The following is a 17,693-nucleotide window of genomic DNA, read 5'->3' on the forward strand; positions in this document are numbered from 1 at the left end:
AAGCCTGATCGGCGCCCGCAGGCCGGCGCCTTCAGAGGCTGGGGTTTCCGGCGCTTGGGCATAGCCTCAGTCTTTCTCGATGATGGATTTCTCCTGCTGGCCGAGCGGCCAATGGCCTCGACCATGCGCCTGGGCAGAACGGCGTAGCCGTCGGCGTCCCACAGCTCCAGCGTGCCATCGGGCAGGTGGCTGAACCACAGGTCCCCCCCGCCCCCCGCTGAACACGTCCTCGAAGTAGCCATAGGCGGGCTTGGCGTCGATGTGGACCTCATAGGCTTGATGCCCGCCGCTTGGTCGAACGCGACGACTGCGTAGTGTTGGCGCACCCGGCCACCCGCTAACAGCTGTGTGACACAACAGTGTGCCACGCAATGCTGTTTGCCCCGCATCTTCCCCGAGATACACTGGGCTGCACAGGGAACGTCAGCGTCGCAAGGAGTGTGTGACACATCCCTTCACCCGCTCCATCCCTTCTTGCTCGAACTCCGAAAGGCCCATCACGGGCCTTTTTGCATGCAGCTGCCCGCCCCCGAGCACCCTCGACCGCTGCCGCCTATTCGCGCCATCGATACGCCGCATTTACCCAAAGCGTTGGTCGCCCGAGGCCCAAAGCCCTACCCTCGCCCGACTTCCAAAACGCCCCAACTCCCTCTCACGCGCATGCCCAAACTGCTCCTGTTGATGAGCCCCAACGCCACCAAGCAGGTCGCGCTGCGCAAGCCCGAAACCCGGGTCGGGCGAGCCCTGGGCAACGACGTCGTCATCCGGCATGAACGCGTCAGCCGCTTCCACGCACTGCTGACGGTCGACGGTCCGTTCGTGACGATCAAGGACCTGGGCAGCAGCAACGGGGTTTTCGTCAACGGCGTCAGGATCGACACGCAGCACTTGGTCGACGGCGACACCATCTCCATCGGCGGCTGCGCGATGCGCTTCCTGGCCGGCGACCAGGACTACACGGAAATCGAGGCCCTGCGGCTGCTGACCATCCCGGGACTGCCGATCGCACTGCCGACGACGCGCAGCACCTCGACGGCATAAGGCGATTGCCTGCGGCCTAGAATGGCCCAATGCGCTTCCCGACGCTTGCCCTCCCCGACGCCGCCACGTTCGCCATGAGCGCGGCCGAGCGCCGTGTGCATGCGGCCCGCGTCGAGGCCCCCCAGCCGGGCGGCCAGCCGGGCCCGGCCGCACCTTCCTCCGCCCGGCGATCCCCCTCCCTCCTTCCTCTGTAGCGCAACCATCGATCGCCGGGCCCCCGCCCCGCGCATTCGCGAGCGCCGCTTCCGGCATAGCGCGCCCGCATTCGATTGGAGTGCTTCATGTCCACCACGCCCCTTCCCGGCGAGCGCATGCTCACCGAACTCGACCACGCCCGCCTGGTCAAGCTGCTCGACAAGACGGGGCATCACCCCGCGCTCGAGGCGCTGCTCGCGTCCACCGACGTGACCCGCTCGCGCGAGGCCCCGCCCGACATCGTCACCATGAATTCGCAGCTGATGCTGGAGGACCCACGTTCCGGCGAGCGCCGCAAGCTGACCCTGTGCTATCCGCTGGACGCCGACCCCGCCGCGGGTTTCATCTCGGTGCTCTCGCCCGTGGGCATCGCCCTGATCGGCCTGCGTCTGGGCGCCACGGCGACCTGGAGCCTGCCCGGGGGCGCGGAGGGCGTCGCCCGCGTGGCCGAGATCCTGTTCCAGCCCGAGGCGAGCGGCGACTACACGACGTGATGGCGCTCGGCGGCGGTGGCCGGCGCCGGTGCGAACTCGCCGCCGCGTGGTCGTGCAAAGCCGGCCGCGCCCGCCGGCCTGAAGCGCATGCCCCTTCGCGCTCGCCGACAAGCGGCGTCGGCCGCTGCCCACACGGGCCGCCGCGCGCGGGCGCGCACAGTGAGGCCCTGCCATCGAACGCAAGGAGGATCCTCATGGCCAACAGCAGCATCCTCGGCGGCGAGCACGCACCGCGCAAGCCGCGCGGCACCGACGTGGACGCGCTCGGTCCCAGCGACAGCAGCGACAGCGGCAGCGACGTGCAGACCGACCGCCATCGCACCGCCATGCCCGACGAAAGCGCCGAAGGCGCGCTGCCCATCGCCCACGGCACGGACAGCGATGCCTCGGGCACCGGCGAGCGCGCCTCGGCCGAAGCGCCGGCCCCGGAGGAGGACGCCGACATCCTGCCCGACCGCATCGGCACCGTGCCCTTCGACGTGGGCGAGGTGACCGACGCGGTCGACGATCCCGCGGCGGCTTCGGCCGGCGAGCTTGCGGAGAATGAAGACAGCCTCGACGCCGAAAACGAGGACGCAGACGAGGAGGAAAGCGACGAGCAAGACAGCGGCACCGCCCCGCTCGGGCGCCCGGTGCCCGTGCAGCGCCGCCGCTGAGCGGGCTCAGCCCGCCAGCAGCTCCTGCGATTCCTCGTCGAAGCCTGCGACCGGCTGCGCCTTGGCCAGCGCCATCCAGACGCTGAAAGGCAGCCGCGGCAGCGCGCGATGCACGGCCGCCCGCGCCACCACCAGGCGCGCCCCCTGCGCGACCAGCACGCCGCACTCGGCCGGGATCTCCTCGGGCTCGGCGATCGGCCGGCCCTTGGCATCGCAGCCCAGCACATACCAGCACTCGCCGCCGAGATCGAGGTAGGCGGCACGCTTGTCGGGCTTGCGCAGATCGCCCAGCAGGTCGGCGCGGCTGACCTTCACTTCGTGGACGATCGGCTGCGCATAAGCCTCGACGCTGGTGTTGCGGATCGAGAACACGTCCGGGCGCGCGACGCACCAGCGTGCCTTGTCGCCATCGTTCGCGCCCGGCAAGCGCGCGCGCAGGCTCAGCCCCCGCCAGACGACGCGGCCGGCACGCGTCATCGCGCGCGCCACCTGCTCGACCAGCGCCTCGTGCCGCGAGAGCGCGGCACGGTTGACGACCAGGCTGCCCGCGATCTGCGCGATGCCGGCATCGCTGACGCGCAGCGTCTCGTGGCCCTGCGGCCAGCGCACACGCTCCAGCAGGCCCGCCGCGAGCAGCTCGACCTCGATCGCATCGCAGCAGGGCCAGCCGGCCGACCGGTACACCTCGCGCAATCGCCGCGCGTGCAGGCGGCCCAACGCCAGGGCGCCCGGCGGCGGATCGATCACCGGCGATGGCCTGCCGGGCTCGGTCATGGGTGGATCGGCGGGCGGCGGGTCGCCCTCGGGTGGGGGTGAAGGCGCCGGCGTCGGCGCAGGCGGCTCCGGCAGGTCGGGTGCCGGCGGCGGCGGGCCGATGGGGATGTCGACGCTGGCGTGCTGCGAGGCGAATGCGGTCATGGCGCTAGGTTAGCGAAAAGCTCAGGCCACGGCGATGCTCGCCGGAGTACCTCCGCCATCAGCTGCGGCGGGAGCACCCTTCGTACGGCCGGCGCGGGCCCACGCCTTCGGGCCGTGCGGGTACGAAGGGCATCGTCGTCCGTCCCATCGGTTCGCGCCGCAAATACGCATTGCGATCTGCGGCGCGCCGGTGGATAGTCCGCGCCATGGATGCCACCCGCGCCGCCCACGGCCCCAGCCAGGCGCTTGCGCGCCGGCTCCGTCATGCCCTCTCGCTCGTGCTCGCCTGTGCGCTGTGCGTCGCGGCCCTGCCGGGCCAAGCCCAGGACCGTCCCCAGGAAAAGCGCATCGCCCTGGTGGTCGGCAATGGCCAGTACCCCAAGGTGCCGCTCGACAACCCCATCAACGACGCGCGCCTGATGGCCGCGAACCTGCGCAAGCTGGGCTTCGAGGTCAACCTGCAGCTCAACGTCGGCGTGCTCCAGTTCCGGCGGGCGTTGCGCGAATTCGCGCGCCAGGTCCAGCAGGACGATGCCATCGCGGTGCTGTACTACGCGGGCCACGGCGTGCAGATCGACGGGCGCAACTACCTGCTGCCGGTGGACATCAACCTGCGCGACCAGGAGGAGGTGAAGGACGAGTCGGTCGACATCGAGGAGCTGTTCCTCAGCAAGATCGACAAGGTGGGCTCCCACCCGCGCATCGTGATCCTCGATGCCTGCCGCGACAACCCGTTCGCGGCGAAGACGCGCAACGTCCGTTCGGCCGGCGGACTGGCCGAGATGGGCGCGCGCGGCACGCTGATCGCCTTCGCCTCGGCGCCGGGCGCGCCGGCCGAGGACGGACCGGCAGGCCGCAACAGCATCTACACCCGCAACCTCGCCGACGAGATGATGGTCCCCGGCCTGGAGGTCGAGCAGATGTTCAAGAACGTGCGCGTGCGGGTGCTCAGCGAGACCCGCCAGCGCCAGCTGCCCTGGGTGAACACCTCGCTGACTTCCAACTTCAGCTTCAATCCGGCACCCCAGCGGCCGGCGGCCGGGAACGCGGCTGCCGCAGCCCTGCCCCCCGGCGCGCCCGCCACGGCCTTGGCACCGGCAGCGCCATTCGGGCCTGCACCTGCACCGGGTGGCCGCGATGCCAGGCCCAAGGACATCGACACCTTGCTCGGGCAGGCCCGGCGCGAGCGCGACACCGAAGTCGCGGCCGCCCCGCCCTCGGCCGCACCGCCCGCGGCAGTGGCGCCGTCGGTGGCGCCGCCTCAGCCGGTGCCGCCCACGCCGCGCCTGCCACCACCGCAGCAGGCGCAACCGCCCGTGGCGGCCCTGACGCCTTCCGCGCCCGCGCCGGCGCCCTCTGCTGCGCAGCCCTCCTCTCCATCGCGCCAATTCCTCGATCGCAACGAGCTGCAGCAACTCCTGGTCGGCAAGACCCACACGCTGAAAGACATCGGCGGCGGCGGCCTGGTGCGCTGGGACCTGCGCGACGGCGGCAGGGTTTACTTCAACAGCCAGAGCGCTACCAGCGTCGCGATCAACGGCTCGGGCCGCTGGGAACTGAAGGACGATGGCGCCCTCTGCGCGAAGTTCAACGCGGCCCCGCCCGGCCGGCTCACCGATGCGCGCAGCCCCGACGACGGCTGCTGGTATTTCTTCCGCGAGGGCGAGAAGCTGATGCGCGGCACCACCGTCGACCCGCAGGCAAGGCCCCAGGCCGAGGTGGTCAGGATCCAGTGAGCGGCCGCCTCATCGGGGGTCCATGCCTCGACCGCCGTGCGAGAGAATGCATCACCATCCCTCGCCCGCGCCAGAACGACAAGGAGCGCATCCACCGTGCCTGAACGATCCTCTTCCGCCCCCCGCACCGGCCGCCATGCCGCACGCGCAGACGAGCCCGCGCCGGCCACGGAAGGCGGCCCCACGCGCCGGCGCCTGCGGCGCGAGCGCGCGGACCTGCTGGAGACCCGCATTCTCGAAGCGGCCGTCGAAGAGTTCGCGGAGCATGGCTTCGCCGGCGCGCGCATCGAGCGCGTCAGCGCCGCAGCCGGCACGGTGGACCGCATGCTGTACTACTACTACGGCAACAAGGAGCGTCTCTACCAGGCGGTGCTGGCGAAGATCTACGAGAACATGATCGGCGCCCAGCGCGAGTTCGTGACGCCGGAAGATCCGGTGGAAGGCATGCGCCAGCTGGTGCAGCACTCGTGGGACCACTACCTCTCGCATCCGAACCTGGTGCGTCTGCTGATGAACGAGAACCTGCTGCGCGGCAAGCACATCCGGCAGGCGCCGCAGGTGGTGGAGCGCACCGCCCTGCCGCTGGTGCAGACGGTCGCGACCCTCCTGGAAAGCGGCCAGGCGCGGGGCGTGTTCCGCCGCGATGTGTCGTCCGAGCATGTGCTCATGACCATCATGTCGCTCGGCTTCTTTTATCTCTCGAACCAGTACACCTGCGCCACCTGGATCGGCGCGGACCTGATGAGCCAGCGGCGGCGCACGGCCTGGCGCGAGCACATCTGCGACGTGGTGCTGGGCATGCTCGCGACGCGCGACGAAGCGGCCGAGGCGCAGGCCGCGCCCAAGCCGCGGCGCAAGGCCGCCGCCAAGAAGAAGTGATCAGCCTGGGCCAGTGCCCCGCAGGGCCGCCCACTGCTCCCGCACGAAGCGCGCGATCGCCGCGTTCTGGCCGATCAGCGAGAAGCGCGCGTTGTGCGCGTAGTCGGGCAGGTTGATCATCTCGGTGGTGATCCAACGCAACGGCGAGTCTTCGTGCGTGCGGTGGTAGGCCAGCACTTTGCGCACCACCTCGCGTGTGCAGGCGAGCGCGCCAGTGTCCCAGGGCGAATGCCACTCACCGGGCGCCGGCTCGGTGAAGGGATAAAGGATGCCCCGGCCCGGCTCGCCCTTGGCGTAGGGAAAGATGGAATGCTCCGGCACGGCCGCGACCGCCTCGCCCGAGTCGCCCATCGACCAGCGGTTGCGCGGCCCGTTCGGCGCCACGCTGCGCACCTGCAGCCAGCGCACGATGCCCATCTCCAGCCACTGGTCGACGAAGTTGCCGGGCTGAAAGGGGTCGAGCACCGCGCGCCCCGACGCGACGTCCTCCGTCAGGCCGCAGATCGCCAGCTCCTGCGCGTTGCCCATCTTGAAGATCGCATGGCTGTAGTCCAGCGTGAAATGAAAGGGGATGCCGCGCCGGCGCACGGCCTCGGCCACCGGGGCGACGCGTCGCGGGTCCTCGCTCCACATGTTGACGTGCAGCTCGAAGGCCGGCTCCACGCCGCGGGCCATGCCTTCGTCGTAGGCGCGCAGGTAAAAGTCCGCCACCTCGTCGTCGCCGATGGGCCGCCCCGTCGCATCGTGCCAGTGCAGCATGACGTTGTGGGTGCTCGCGCCGACCTCGGCCGCCAGCCGCAGCTTGTCGGCCAGCAATGCCTCGTCGCGCCCGAGCGCATAGAACCAGCTCGCCGTGTGGACCGGCAGGCCGAAACGCTCGATGCAGCGCAGGTACGTATCGACCTGGCCCGGCATCGGCAGGCGGTCGAAGCAGTCGAAAGCGCCGCTCTCGCGCACCAGCCGGAACTGCTCCTCGATCGGCGGTTCGGCCAGCGACACCGGCCGTTCGCGCGAGGAGGCCTGCGCCCCGCGGCCGTTGCAGCCGATCGGCGGGAGCGTCGCGCTCATGAGGGGTTGCGCAGCTTGCGGATCTGCTCCTCGGGGGGCTGCAGCTTCGCGCCGTCGAGGTAGGTGCCCGAAGGCATCACGCCCTTGCCGTCCTTCACCGCGGTGCGACCGACGAAGATGCCGAGCGTCGACTGGTTGTCCTGGGGCCGGAACACCACCGGCCCGAAGGGCGAGTCGAACTGCAAGCCCTTGAAGGCCGCGACCAGCTTCTCGGTGTCCGTCGAGCCGGCCTTCTGCACGCCCGCGGCGATCGCCTTCACGGTGGCATAGCCCACCACCGAGTTCAGCCGCGGATAGTCGTTGTACTTCTTCTGGTAGGCGGCGAGGAACGCCTTGTGCTCGGGCGTGTCGATGTTGGCGTAGGGATAGCCGGTGACGATCCAGTTGGCGGGCGCATCGTCCTTCAGCGGATCGAGGTACTCGGGCTCGCCCGTCAGCAGGCTCACCACCTCGCGGCCCTCGAACAGGCCGCGGGTCTTGCCCTCGCGCGCGAACCTAGTCAGATCGCTGCCGAACATCACGTTGAAGATGGCGTCGGGCTTGGCATCGGCAAGCGCCTGCACCACGGCGCCGGCGTCGATCTTGCCGAGCGGCGGCGACTGCTCGGCCACGAATTCGACGTCGGGCTGCGCCTTCTTCAAGTTCTCCTTGAAGGCCGCGACCGCCGCCTGGCCGTACTCGTAATTGGGATAGACCAGCGCCCAGCGCTTCTTCTTGAGCTTGACGGCCTCGCCGATCACCGAGGCCGAGAGCGCGTAGGTGCCGGAACGCAGGCGGTAGGTGTAGCGGTTGCCGTTGTCCCACACGACCTTGTCGCTCAAGGGGCCCGAGGCGAGGAAGAAGAACTTCTTCTGCTTGGCGAAGTCGGTCAGCGCCAGCCCGACATGCGACAGCGTCACGCCCGAGAGAATGTCGACCTTCTCGCGCGCGAGCAATTCCTCGGCCATGCGCACCGCATCGCCGGGGTTGCCGTTGTCGTCGCGGAACACCGTCTCCAGCTTCTTTCCGAGCACGCCTCCCGCGGCGTTGACTTCTTCCTGCGCCAGCAGCCAGCCCTGCTTGTAGGGCACCAGGTTCTGCGGCAGGGCCTTGTAGCTGTTGATCTCACCGATCTTGATCGTGCCTTGCGCAGCGGCGTGCGCGCCGGCGAGGCAGAGGCTGGCCGCCAGCAGGCGGGCGGACACGGAAAGCATGCGGTTCATGGCGGAGGCCTTTCGGGTGGATGGCGGGAAGCGGGAAAGATGGGAAGGGGCGGCTCAGCCGTTGCCGGCAGCCATCTCCTCGACGATGCGCCGCATCTTGATGGAGGAGCCGTCGAGGCCGAGGTGGATGCGGTGCCACTCGCGCGGCTTGTCCTCGTTGCGCTGGATCGCCTCGAGCATGCGCTTGTCTTCCTGGAAGGCCATGCGCAGGTTGCTGCGCAGGCGTTCGTCGATGGCCGGGTCGGCGGGCGAGTTCTTCAGGCACAGCCAGTGCTGCACGCAGCTGCGCTGGTCGATGGGCGTGATGAAGTGGCAGGCGTACATCTGGATGCAGTCGTCCCGGTTGCCCTCGGGCGCGCCGGTGCCGGTGCGGGCGGAGCCGAAGTCGATCACCGCGATGCTGGGGGCGTGGTAGTGGTAGTAGTGCCAGCGGTCCACATTGCCCCCGAAGTCCTTGAGGCCTTCGAAGATGGGGATGAGCGGGCCGTCGATCACCCAGCGCCAGGTCACGACCTTGTTGCCCTGACGCTCGTGCTGCACACGCGTTTCCTCGCGGCCGGCGCTGGCGAGGGTGGTCTGGTGCACGTAGACCACGTGGGTCGGGTCGCAAAGGTTGTCCGCCAGGCTCAGGTAATTGGCCTGCACGAGGAGCGCATCGCCCTCGACCACGCTGTAGGCGGGGTCGTCGTACTGCGGCAGGTGGAACACCTGGCTGCGATCGGCCTTCTCGGGGTCACCCATCCACACCCAGACCATCCCCATGCTCTCGGCGGTGGGATAGCTGCGCACGCGGAAGCTCTCCGGGACGCGCGGCATGCCGGGCGCATGCACGCACTGGCCGCTGCAATCGAAGGTCAGGCCGTGGTAGCCGCACTCGATGGCGTCGCCGCGCAGCCGGCCGATGGACAGCGGTGCGAGCCGGTGCGGGCAGGCGTCTTCGAGCGCCGCGACGACGCCCTCCTCCGTCCGATAGACCGCGAGGTCTTCCTCGAGCACACGGCGCGTGACGATCTCGCGTCCGATGTCCCGCGACCAGGCGAGCGGGTACCAGGCGTTATAGGCAAAGGCGGTCATGGCGTTCCTCGTGGGTGGCAGCGGCTTGCACGACGCGGGGGCGCTGCAGAAAGCGCGCCAGCAGTGAAGTAAGTGATTTCTACACTTAAATGTAGAGGATACTTAATTTCGATGCGTCGTGCCCCCGGGTTTGCACCGGGGAGCGGCACCGTTGCGGTGCGGCCGCCGGCGGACACGGGCTCTTCGCGAGCCGGTCCAAGGGAGCATCGGATGCCCAAGCCAGACTTGATCGCCGGCGATTCCTACCCTGTTGCGAGAACCCGCAGGTTGTTTCTTGCGTCGAGGACGAATCGATGCAGGTCGAATTCGGAAAGCGCATGCTGATCGGGCTGTGCATTGGGCCGCGACCAGGCAGGGCTGAAGTCCACTCGGAAATCGTGCAGGAGCGCGATCGACTGGATGAGCATTTCCACGATGGAAGCCTGTCCTCTGTGGAAGGTCGAGGAGTGCGACATCGTGTGGAGGATCTTCGCCAGCGAATCCTGGAGGTCATCGACGCCGCACGCCGGCGTCCAGGCAAGGGCAGACAGAACGTGGGGCGCGATCTCGTGCAGTGCGTCGATGGCCATCGCCGGTGGATGGAAACACTTCAGGTCGGACATGTTCAACCTCCCGTCAGCTCCCTTGGTGGACCATTCGAATGTATAGAAGGCCGTTCGGCCGGAGTACGGCATCGAATTCAACATGGCGCTCCCCGACTCAGGGTTGGTGAGGTCGAAGGTGAGGCGCATCGCTTTGTCGCTGTCGGCAAACACGACCACCTTTCGACCCTGCTCGTCTTGCGATACCTCCCTGCTCCGCAGGAATTCGCTGAACGTGGGCTTCGAATGGTTCGAGAAAAACGGTTCCACGTGGGGTCCCAGCAGCGAAAAGACCTTGTCGAAAACGATGCCGCTCCATGGCTTCCAATCCATGCCTATCGAGTCACACATCCCTAGATCCTTGACCGGCGGCGGAGCGCCGAATTCGTGAGCGTCAGCCGTGCCGGACATCGTCGCAACGGCCCGCCTGTCCTGGGCCGCGACATCCAGGAGGACGGGAAGAAAAACCCTGAGCGCGTCTTTGAGTTCGTCATAGCTCAGGCCGCATGCATCGTCGAAGAACCTGGCCAGGCATGCCTTGAGAGTCGGGATGGTGTGCCTGCGAATGACTTCATCAAAAATCGCGTGTCCCAGCGTTCCGCCATATCTCGCGTTTGGGCCGCTGTCGCCTCCCCGCTGGCTCGCGGCCCAACGGGTGATGCTGGAGGTGGCGATTTCGAAGTTGTGAAGAGCGCTTTCCAGGCCGGTGGTCTCATCCGTCAATTCAGCGGCGGCTTGCTCGTATTTCGACCTCAGGTCTTCCGGGAGACCCTTCATGTCGCCCAAGGCATCGGCAACCACTGCATGCACATTCGAATAGGCCTGCCACCGTTGGCTGCGAAGGTCGTTCTTGATCTGATCCACGCCCGCCTTCCAAAAGGCGGGTCGCAAGTGCCTCGGAGGATTCTGGTGGACTGGCGTGTTGGGGCGAGACTCCGCCAACGATTCGTCTGGATATTTCCGTGGTGCGGAAGAGCGCATTACCGAATGGGATGCAGACATGAAGACGTTCCGGATCGTTGAGGCACCCACTGAGTGACACCGACGATGAAGGGGGTTCCGGCCACGGGCGCGCGGGCTTCGCCTGTTGAAGCGATCCCCGGCACGCCGGTCCTCGTGCGCGCCGAGGCAAGCCGGGTGCCGGTCAGTGGAAGTCCCGACTCCGGCTGCTCTTCGCCAGCCGTCCCAGCAGCGGCGTCAGGTCCCGGAAACCGGTGGCCACCACGTGTCGCACCTCGCCGCCGCTGTCCACGTCGCGCTGCCAGGTGCCCTGCACCGCGAGCAGGTGCGACTTGAGCAGCGGCTCGCGCCAGGCATCGACCACGTGCTTCCAGACGATCACGTTGACGTTGCCGGTCTCGTCCTCGAGGGTGACGAAGATGGTGTCGTTGGCGGTCTGCGGGCGCTGGCGGCCCATGACCATGCCGCAGGCGCGCACGATCCGGCCGCTGGGCAGGTCGCGCAGCTGCTCGGCGCTGCTGAGCTTCAGGCGCGCCAGCCGGGGGCGCAGCAGCGCCAGCGGATGGCGGCGCAGCGTGAAACCGAGCGAGGCATAGTCGCCGACGATCTCCTCGCCCTCGGGCGCCAGCGGCAGCTGCAGCGCCTGCTCGTGAATGGGCACGCCCTTGAGCAACGCCGGCGCGCGCCGCTGTGCGGTGGCGTCCCAGACCTGCTGGCGCCGGTGCCCCGAGAGCGCCAGCAGCGCATCGGCTGCAGCGAGCGCGGCCATGTCCTTGGCGTCGAGCTCGGCGCGCAGGGCGAGGTCCTCGGTGCTGGTGAAGGGAGACCGGGTGCGGGCCTCGACGATGCGGGCCGCCCCGGCTTCGCTGAGGGTGGCAATGCGGCGCAGGCCGAGACGCACTGCGGGTTGGTGGGGGCGGCCGAGGCGATGCTCGAAGCGGGGCGGGATGGCTTGCGGAGGCTGCTGCTCCCATCCCGGGCTGGCCTCAGCCCTGGAGGCAGAAGAAGAAGAAACCGGCGCTTCGAGCGTGCAGTCGAGCGCGCTCGCCGTCACATCCACCGGCCGCACCTCGACGCCATGCCGGCGCGCGTCCTGCACCAGCTGAGAGGGCGAATAAAATCCCATGGGCTGCGAGTCGAGCATGGCGGCCAGGAAGCAGGCGGGCTCGTGCAGCTTGAGCCAGCTGCTCACGATCACCAGCAGCGCGAAGCTGGCGGCATGGCTTTCGGGAAAGCCGTACTCGCCGAAGCCCTGGACCTGCTTGAAGATGGCTTCGGAGAAAGCGGGGTCATAGCCGTTCTCGACCATGCCTTCGATCAAGGGCTCGCGGAACCTCTCGACGCCCCCCTTGCGCTTCCAGGCGGCCATCGAGCGGCGCAGGCGATCGGCCTGGTCGGGCGTGAACTTCGCCGCGATCATCGCGATCTGCATCACCTGTTCCTGGAAGATCGGCACGCCGAGCGTGCGGCCCAGCGCCGGGATGAGATCGGGATAGGGGTAGACGATCTCGCCGCTTTTGCGAAACTTCTCGCGGTTCTTGAGGTACGGATGCACCATGCCGCCCTGGATCGGACCGGGACGCACGATGGCGACCTCGATCACCAGGTCGTAGTAGCTGCGCGGCTTGAGGCGCGGCAACATCGACATCTGCGCCCGGCTCTCGATCTGGAACACGCCGATGGTGTCGGCATCGCAGATCATGTCGAACACGGCCTCGTCGTCGTTCGGGATGTGGTGCATCTCGATGGCCGAGTGGCGCCAGCCATTGACCAGGGCCAGCGTGCGCCGGATCGCGCTCAGCATGCCCAACGCCAGCACGTCGACCTTGAGCATGCCCATGGCCTCGAGATCGTCCTTCTCCCACTGGATGACGGAGCGGTCCTTCATGGAGGCGTTCTCGACCGGCACCAGGCGCGTGAGCTTGCTCTGCGTGAGCACGAAGCCGCCCACGTGCTGGCTCAGGTGGCGCGGAAATCCGCGCAGCTGCTGCGTGAGCTCGATCCACTGCAGCAGCCTGGGCATGGTTTCCTGCACGCCGGTGCGCTGCATCGCCTCCTGCAGCCGCTGGTCGAGCACCACGCCGTCGAACCAGTAATGGTCCTTGGCGAATTCGTCGACCAGGCGGGCATCGATGCCCAGGGCCTTGCCCACGTCGCGCAGCGCACTGCGGGAGCGATAGCAGATCACGACAGCGGCGATGGCGGCGCGGTCGCGGCCGTACTTCTGGTAGATGTACTGGATCACCTCCTCGCGCCGCTGGTGCTCGAAGTCGACGTCGATGTCGGGCGGCTCGCGGCGCTCGCGGCTCAGGAAGCGCTCGAACAGCAGGTGGCCGGTCTCGGGATCGATGGCGGTGATGCCCAGGCAATAGCAGACCGCCGAATTGGCCGAGGAGCCGCGGCCCTGGCACAGGATGTTGCGGGAACGCGCGAAGCGAACGATGTCCTCCACCGTGAGGAAGAACATCTCGTAATGCATCTCGATGACGAGATCGAGCTCGTGCTGGATCTGCCTGCGCACCTTCTCCGGAAGGCCCTGCGGGTACTTCTCGCGCGCCCCCTCCCAGGTCTTGCGTACCAGCGTCTGCGCCGGCGTCTCGCCGTTCGCCACGTTCTCGAGCGGGTACTTGTAGTGCTCGCGGATCACGTTCAGGTCGAAGCTGCAGCGGCGCGCGACCTCGAGCGTGTTGGCCAGCAGCTCGGCCGGATAGAGGTTCGCCAGGCGCAGGCGCGAGCGCAGGTGCCGCTCGGCATTGGGCTGCAGCGCGAAGCCGCATTCGGCAACCGCCCGACCTTCGCGCACGGCCGTGATCACGTCCTGCAGCGGCTTGCGCGAGCGCACGTGCATGTGCACGTCGCCGGCCGCCACCAGCGGAACGCCGGCCTGTGCGCCGGCCTGCAGCAGCGTGACGAGCCAGAGGTCGTCGTCGAGCTCGTTGGGCAGCTCGGCCGCGATCCAGAGGCGGCCCGCGAAGAGGCGCGCGACCTCGGCCACATCGTCGCGGAGCCCTTCGAGCTCGGGCATGGCGCCGGGCGTGCGCAGCGGCACGAAGAGGATCTCGCAATCACGCAGCGAGGCCACGTCGCTGTCTTCCCAGCTCACCTGGTAGTCGCCCTTGGGTGCCGTGGTGCGCGCGGCGGTGATGAACTCGCAGAGGTTGCCCCAGCCTTCGAGATCGTGCGCGATCGCCACCAGCTTGAAGCGCTCGAAGCGGAATTCGCTGCCGAACAGCAGCCGGAAAGGGTGCTGCTGCGAGGGGTCGAGCGTCTCGAGGAGCTCTCGCAGCGCTTCGTGCGCCCGTACCACGCCGGCGACCGAGCATTCGTCGGTGATGGCCAGCGCCTCGTAGCCCAGCGCGTAGGCCCGCTGCACGAGCTCTTCGGGATGCGAGGCCCCCCGCTGGAAGCTGAAGTTGGTGAGGCAGTGCAGCTCGGCATAGGCCGGCAACCCCGGCAACATCGGCGGCATCGGCGGCATCGGCGGCCCGGCTTCGAGCTGCGGCAGTCGCGGCGGCAGGGCATGCACCTTGGCCGCGGCACGCTTGCGCTTCAGGATCTGCTTGTCGCTGAGCTCAGGCATGTTCTTCTTCCCGCTCATGCGTAGAGCCCCTGCAGGAACCAGCGCGGCGCCTCGTCGGCCAGGAAGGCCGAGGGCCGCTCGCGAAAGATCCAGACCAGGCCCGCCTCCGGGCTCTCGGCGATGTAGTAGTCGCGCACGGCCGGATGGCCGCCCTCTTCCGCGCCCTGCCCCTGGCCGCCCCACCAGCCGGCCTCCAGCCGCTGCGGCCCGACCCGCTGGCGCAGCACGCCGCGAAAGAAGGGGTGGCCATCGCGCACTTCCAGCCGCAAGGGTTCGCGCAGCAGCCAGGGAGGGTAGATAGTCCCCGCGCTCGGCACTTCGTGTCCTCGCTGCGCCCCCAGAGAACCGCTGGCCGTCTTGGGGCGGCCCGGCGTCGGCCGGCCACCGGACTTCGAAGCCGCCGCAGGGGGCCAGGCCTCGGCCTGGGGCTTGTGCAATGCAGGCTGCCATGCCTGCTGACATTCAGGCCGGTGATCGGCCCACGCGACCGCGCGCAGCACCTGCTGCGGCCCCAGCCGCGCACTGAGCCGCTCGACCAGTTCGTGCAGCTTGTCCCCCTTGCGGTTGTCTTCGGGCAGGAAGCTGGTGCTGGCGCCGGCCCAGGGGGCGGTCTCGACCGAGCGCAGGCGCAGCCAGCTCGCGGGTGCGGCCAGCGTCGTGAGCGCGAGCCGCTCGGACAGGAGGCGCCGCAGATGCGCCATGTCCTGCGTGGGCTCGGCCGTGCGCACCGTGAGCTGCTGATACGGGGGCAGCGTGACGCCGTTGAGGCGCTTCAGGTCCAGCGTCCATTGCAGCTCGATCGCCACCACGCCACGCTGGCGCGCACGCAGCCAGATCTGCAGCGCCGCCAGCAGGCGATTGGCCGACCACATGAGCTCGGGCGCGCCCTCGGCCAGCGCGGGGAGCTCCAGCTTCTGCTCGAATGCGTCGGGCAGTTGCAGCCACTCATGGCTGTCGGGCACGAGGCCGTAAGCCACGTCGAGGGCCGTGCGCAATGCCTTGCCGAAACGGCGCGTGAGGCCGCCGCGTGGCAGCTTTTCGACATCGCCCCAGCTGCGGCAGCCCAGATGCGCCAGCACTTCCAGGTGGTCGCGCGCTGCGCTCAAGGTGTCGAGCGGCAGGCCGGATGGCAGCTCGTACGGCGGTTGCTCGCCGCGCGCGAACATGCGCAGCCGCGCCAGCGCGACCAGGCTGGTGGCGCCCTGCGCGCGCTGCACGGGGACGTCCGGCACCGGATTGAGCCGCGCGATCTCGCGCATCAGGGCCAGGCGCCCGCCCCACAGCCGCTCGCAGGCCGAGACTTCGAGCAGCAGGGCTTCGTCGTCGACCCACGCGACACGCGGCGTGAACTGCAGGGCCCACCAGCCGAGTGCCTCCGGGGATGGCAGCAGCGCCTTCGCGTCGGCCGCGATCTCAGGCGGCCAGCGCAATGCGATCCAGTGCATGGCCTTGCTCGGGATGGAGGCCGAGGCGGAGCACGCTCGCGCCCTCGGTCCTGGATGGCAGCCCGCCCTCCTGCTGCTGGCGCAGCTTGCGCCTGAGCTGACCGGCCGCCAGCAGCGCCGTCATGCGCTCGCTGCGCGCCGGCAATTGCAGGGGTGCCGCCAGCGGCGGGCCGCGGCGCTTGAGGATATGGACATCGATCTTCGCGGCGTCTGCGGCGCAGGCAGCAAGCCGCAGGCGCAGCCGTGCCGGCGACGCCGAATGGGCCGCCGTGTCGGGGCGGAACACGAACAGCAGGCGATCGTGCTGCGCTGCCGCGAGCTGCAGCCGCCGCAGTTCGCCCACGCGCGCCTGCGGCAGCCAGGCCAGCACGGCGGCCACCTCGGCGCAGCGCAGCGCCTGTTCGCAGGCCCACAATCTCGCCACATGGGCCCCCACGCTCGGCACTGCGTGTCCTCGCTGCCCCCCGAGGAGGCCGCGCCCGCCTTGGGGCGGCTCGGCGGCGGGCGGTGCCTCGCTGCGCACCCACAGCAGCGCCTCGACCGGCAAGCCCTGGGCCGCGAGCGCGGGACCGAAGGGCTCCTGCGGCGGGCCGATCAGCGCGACGGGCCCGGCGCCCCCCTGCACGGCCTGCGCCAGCGCCGGCAGCAGAAGCTGCCAGGCATGGGCCTCGGGCGCAGCCTGCAGCAGCTCGGTCATCGCGCCCACCGGCCAGCCGCCACCGGGCAGCTGCGCATCGAGGGCCGCATGGCCCGTGCCGATGACCTGCCCATCGGCCAGGCCCAGCGTGTCCCCGCGCCAGACCTTGTGGCGGGCGGCGGTGGAAAAGGAGTCGAAGGAAGGCAGGCCCATGATGATCGAGTAACTGTATTTTTATACAGTTTTCTCAGCCCGCCTCTTCATTTGATTTGTAAACCCGCGAGCCAGGCGGGTTTCCCCCTTACCCCGCCTGCCGACCTCCGATGCCGCTCTAAGGCTGCGCCAGAAACCGCGCGAGCCGCGCGTTCACCTCGTCCGCGCGCTCGTACTGCACCCAGTGGCCGGCGCCGTCGACCACGACGCCCTCGCGCCGCGGATGGCCAGCCGCCAGCTGCGCCACCAGCGGCCGCGCGTCGGCCGTCACGTCATGCTCGCCCCACAGCAGCAGAGTCGGTCCGGCAAAGGCGTCGAGCGCCGGCTGCAGTCCGCCGGCCATGGAGACGTCCTTGCTGCGGAAGCGCGTGCCGTGGCAGGAGGCGTCGTGGATGGCGAAGGCCAGCGCGTCGATCGCGGCCGGGTCGTGCAGCATCAGCGCGCCGAGGTTGTGCAGCAGCGCGGCACGCTCCTCCTCGCGGTTCTTCGCGGCGCGCCAGTTGATCATTTCCGCCGCCATGCGGCGCTTCGTGCCATGGCCCGCGCTGCCGAGCAGCGCCAGTCGGCGTACATGGCCACGCCGCAGCGCGAACTTCGCGGCCACCAGCCCGCCGAAGGAGAAGCCGCCCAGGTCGATCGGCGTGCCGGCGCCGACCAGGCTGTCGAGCGTGACGGCCAGCGCCTCGAGCGAGGAGTCCAGCGCGGTCTGGCCGCCCGAGGGCGGCGGCGGCGTGTCGGAATCGTTGAAGCCCGGCAGGTCCGGCAGCCACAGCGTGCGCGCGGCCGCCAGCGCCCCGATGTTGCGCAGCCAATGCATCCAGCTGCCATGGCCGCCATGCAGCAGCACCAGCGGCGGCTGCGTGTCGGCGCCCCCGAAGCGGCGCCAGCGCACGCGCCGGCCGGCGTGCAGGACATCGTGCGAGGTGGAGAGCGCGGCGATGCGCGTGATCAGCCGGTGCGCGGCGGCATCGGCTTCCGAGTCGGGAGAGGAAAGTAGATCGCTCACCGGCCCAT

General features: G+C 69.3%; 14 protein-coding genes. 5 read left to right on the forward strand and 9 right to left on the reverse strand.

The genetic code is table 11. The features are described 5' to 3' along the window. Positions 1-660 precede the first annotated feature (660 nt). From J2739_RS26330 to J2739_RS26340, 3 genes are all read left to right on the forward strand, one after another. Positions 661-1,041 (forward strand): FHA domain-containing protein, encoded by a 381-nt coding sequence (locus tag J2739_RS26330; RefSeq protein ID WP_309907226.1) that lies wholly within the window; start codon positions 661-663, stop codon positions 1,039-1,041. A 281-nt stretch (positions 1,042-1,322) separates the two neighbouring features. Further along, positions 1,323-1,730, forward strand: a complete 408-nt coding sequence (locus tag J2739_RS26335) for a GreA/GreB family elongation factor (RefSeq protein ID WP_309907228.1) — start codon at positions 1,323-1,325, stop codon at positions 1,728-1,730. Positions 1,731-1,924: 194 nt separating this feature from the next. Beyond that, complete coding sequence (locus tag J2739_RS26340) at positions 1,925-2,386, forward strand: hypothetical protein (protein WP_309907230.1); 462 nt, start codon at positions 1,925-1,927, stop codon at positions 2,384-2,386. Positions 2,387-2,392: 6 nt separating this feature from the next. On the opposite strand, the gene J2739_RS26345 is transcribed toward J2739_RS26340, so the two are convergent. Continuing rightward, on the reverse strand, positions 2,393-3,304 hold the full coding sequence (locus J2739_RS26345) for a hypothetical protein (RefSeq protein ID WP_309907232.1): 912 nt from the start codon (positions 3,302-3,304) through the stop codon (positions 2,393-2,395). Between the two features lie 206 nt (positions 3,305-3,510). Here J2739_RS26345 and J2739_RS26350 point away from each other — a divergent pair, with 206 nt between their 5' ends. Together J2739_RS26350 and J2739_RS26355 are read left to right on the forward strand one after the other, a co-directional pair. Continuing rightward, positions 3,511-5,040, forward strand: a complete 1,530-nt coding sequence (locus tag J2739_RS26350; RefSeq protein ID WP_309907234.1) for a caspase family protein — start codon at positions 3,511-3,513, stop codon at positions 5,038-5,040. Positions 5,041-5,136: 96 nt separating this feature from the next. After that, complete coding sequence (locus tag J2739_RS26355; RefSeq protein ID WP_309907236.1) at positions 5,137-5,919, forward strand: TetR/AcrR family transcriptional regulator; 783 nt, start codon at positions 5,137-5,139, stop codon at positions 5,917-5,919. Here the strand turns inward: J2739_RS26355 and J2739_RS26360 are convergent, their stop codons facing one another. From J2739_RS26360 to J2739_RS26395, 8 genes are all read right to left on the reverse strand, one after another. Next, a complete protein-coding gene (locus tag J2739_RS26360) occupies positions 5,920-6,987 on the reverse strand; it encodes a xylose isomerase (protein WP_309907237.1) in 1,068 nt (355 codons plus the stop codon). It lies immediately after the preceding gene. Continuing rightward, the gene (locus J2739_RS26365) at positions 6,984-8,189 is read right to left on the reverse strand and encodes an ABC transporter substrate-binding protein (protein WP_309907240.1); all 1,206 of its coding nucleotides are present in this window, start codon (positions 8,187-8,189) and stop codon (positions 6,984-6,986) included. Before J2739_RS26365 ends, J2739_RS26360 begins: the two co-directional genes overlap by 4 nt. 54 nt (positions 8,190-8,243) lie before the next feature. Further along, positions 8,244-9,263 carry an aromatic ring-hydroxylating dioxygenase subunit alpha gene (locus J2739_RS26370; RefSeq protein WP_309907242.1) on the reverse strand — a complete coding sequence of 340 codons (1,020 nt, stop codon included), beginning with the start codon at positions 9,261-9,263 and terminating at the stop codon, positions 8,244-8,246. A 242-nt stretch (positions 9,264-9,505) separates the two neighbouring features. Next, complete coding sequence (locus J2739_RS26375) at positions 9,506-10,708, reverse strand: hypothetical protein (protein ID WP_309907244.1); 1,203 nt, start codon at positions 10,706-10,708, stop codon at positions 9,506-9,508. A gap of 280 nt (positions 10,709-10,988) precedes the next feature. After that, the gene (locus tag J2739_RS26380; protein WP_309907246.1) at positions 10,989-14,384 is read right to left on the reverse strand and encodes an error-prone DNA polymerase; all 3,396 of its coding nucleotides are present in this window, start codon (positions 14,382-14,384) and stop codon (positions 10,989-10,991) included. A 14-nt stretch (positions 14,385-14,398) separates the two neighbouring features. Then, complete coding sequence (locus tag J2739_RS26385) at positions 14,399-15,829, reverse strand: DNA polymerase Y subunit UmuC family protein (protein WP_309907248.1); 1,431 nt, start codon at positions 15,827-15,829, stop codon at positions 14,399-14,401. Further along, positions 15,798-16,679 carry a hypothetical protein gene (locus J2739_RS26390; protein ID WP_309907250.1) on the reverse strand — a complete coding sequence of 294 codons (882 nt, stop codon included), beginning with the start codon at positions 16,677-16,679 and terminating at the stop codon, positions 15,798-15,800. The genes J2739_RS26385 and J2739_RS26390 overlap by 32 nt, the downstream gene beginning before the upstream one ends. Before the next feature lie 118 nt (positions 16,680-16,797). Further along, complete coding sequence (locus J2739_RS26395) at positions 16,798-17,685, reverse strand: alpha/beta fold hydrolase (protein WP_309907252.1); 888 nt, start codon at positions 17,683-17,685, stop codon at positions 16,798-16,800. Between the last annotated feature and the right edge of the window lie 8 nt (positions 17,686-17,693).

The sequence above is a fragment of the Variovorax soli genome (assembly GCF_031454625.1).
Classification (GTDB): domain Bacteria; phylum Pseudomonadota; class Gammaproteobacteria; order Burkholderiales; family Burkholderiaceae_C; genus Variovorax; species Variovorax soli_A.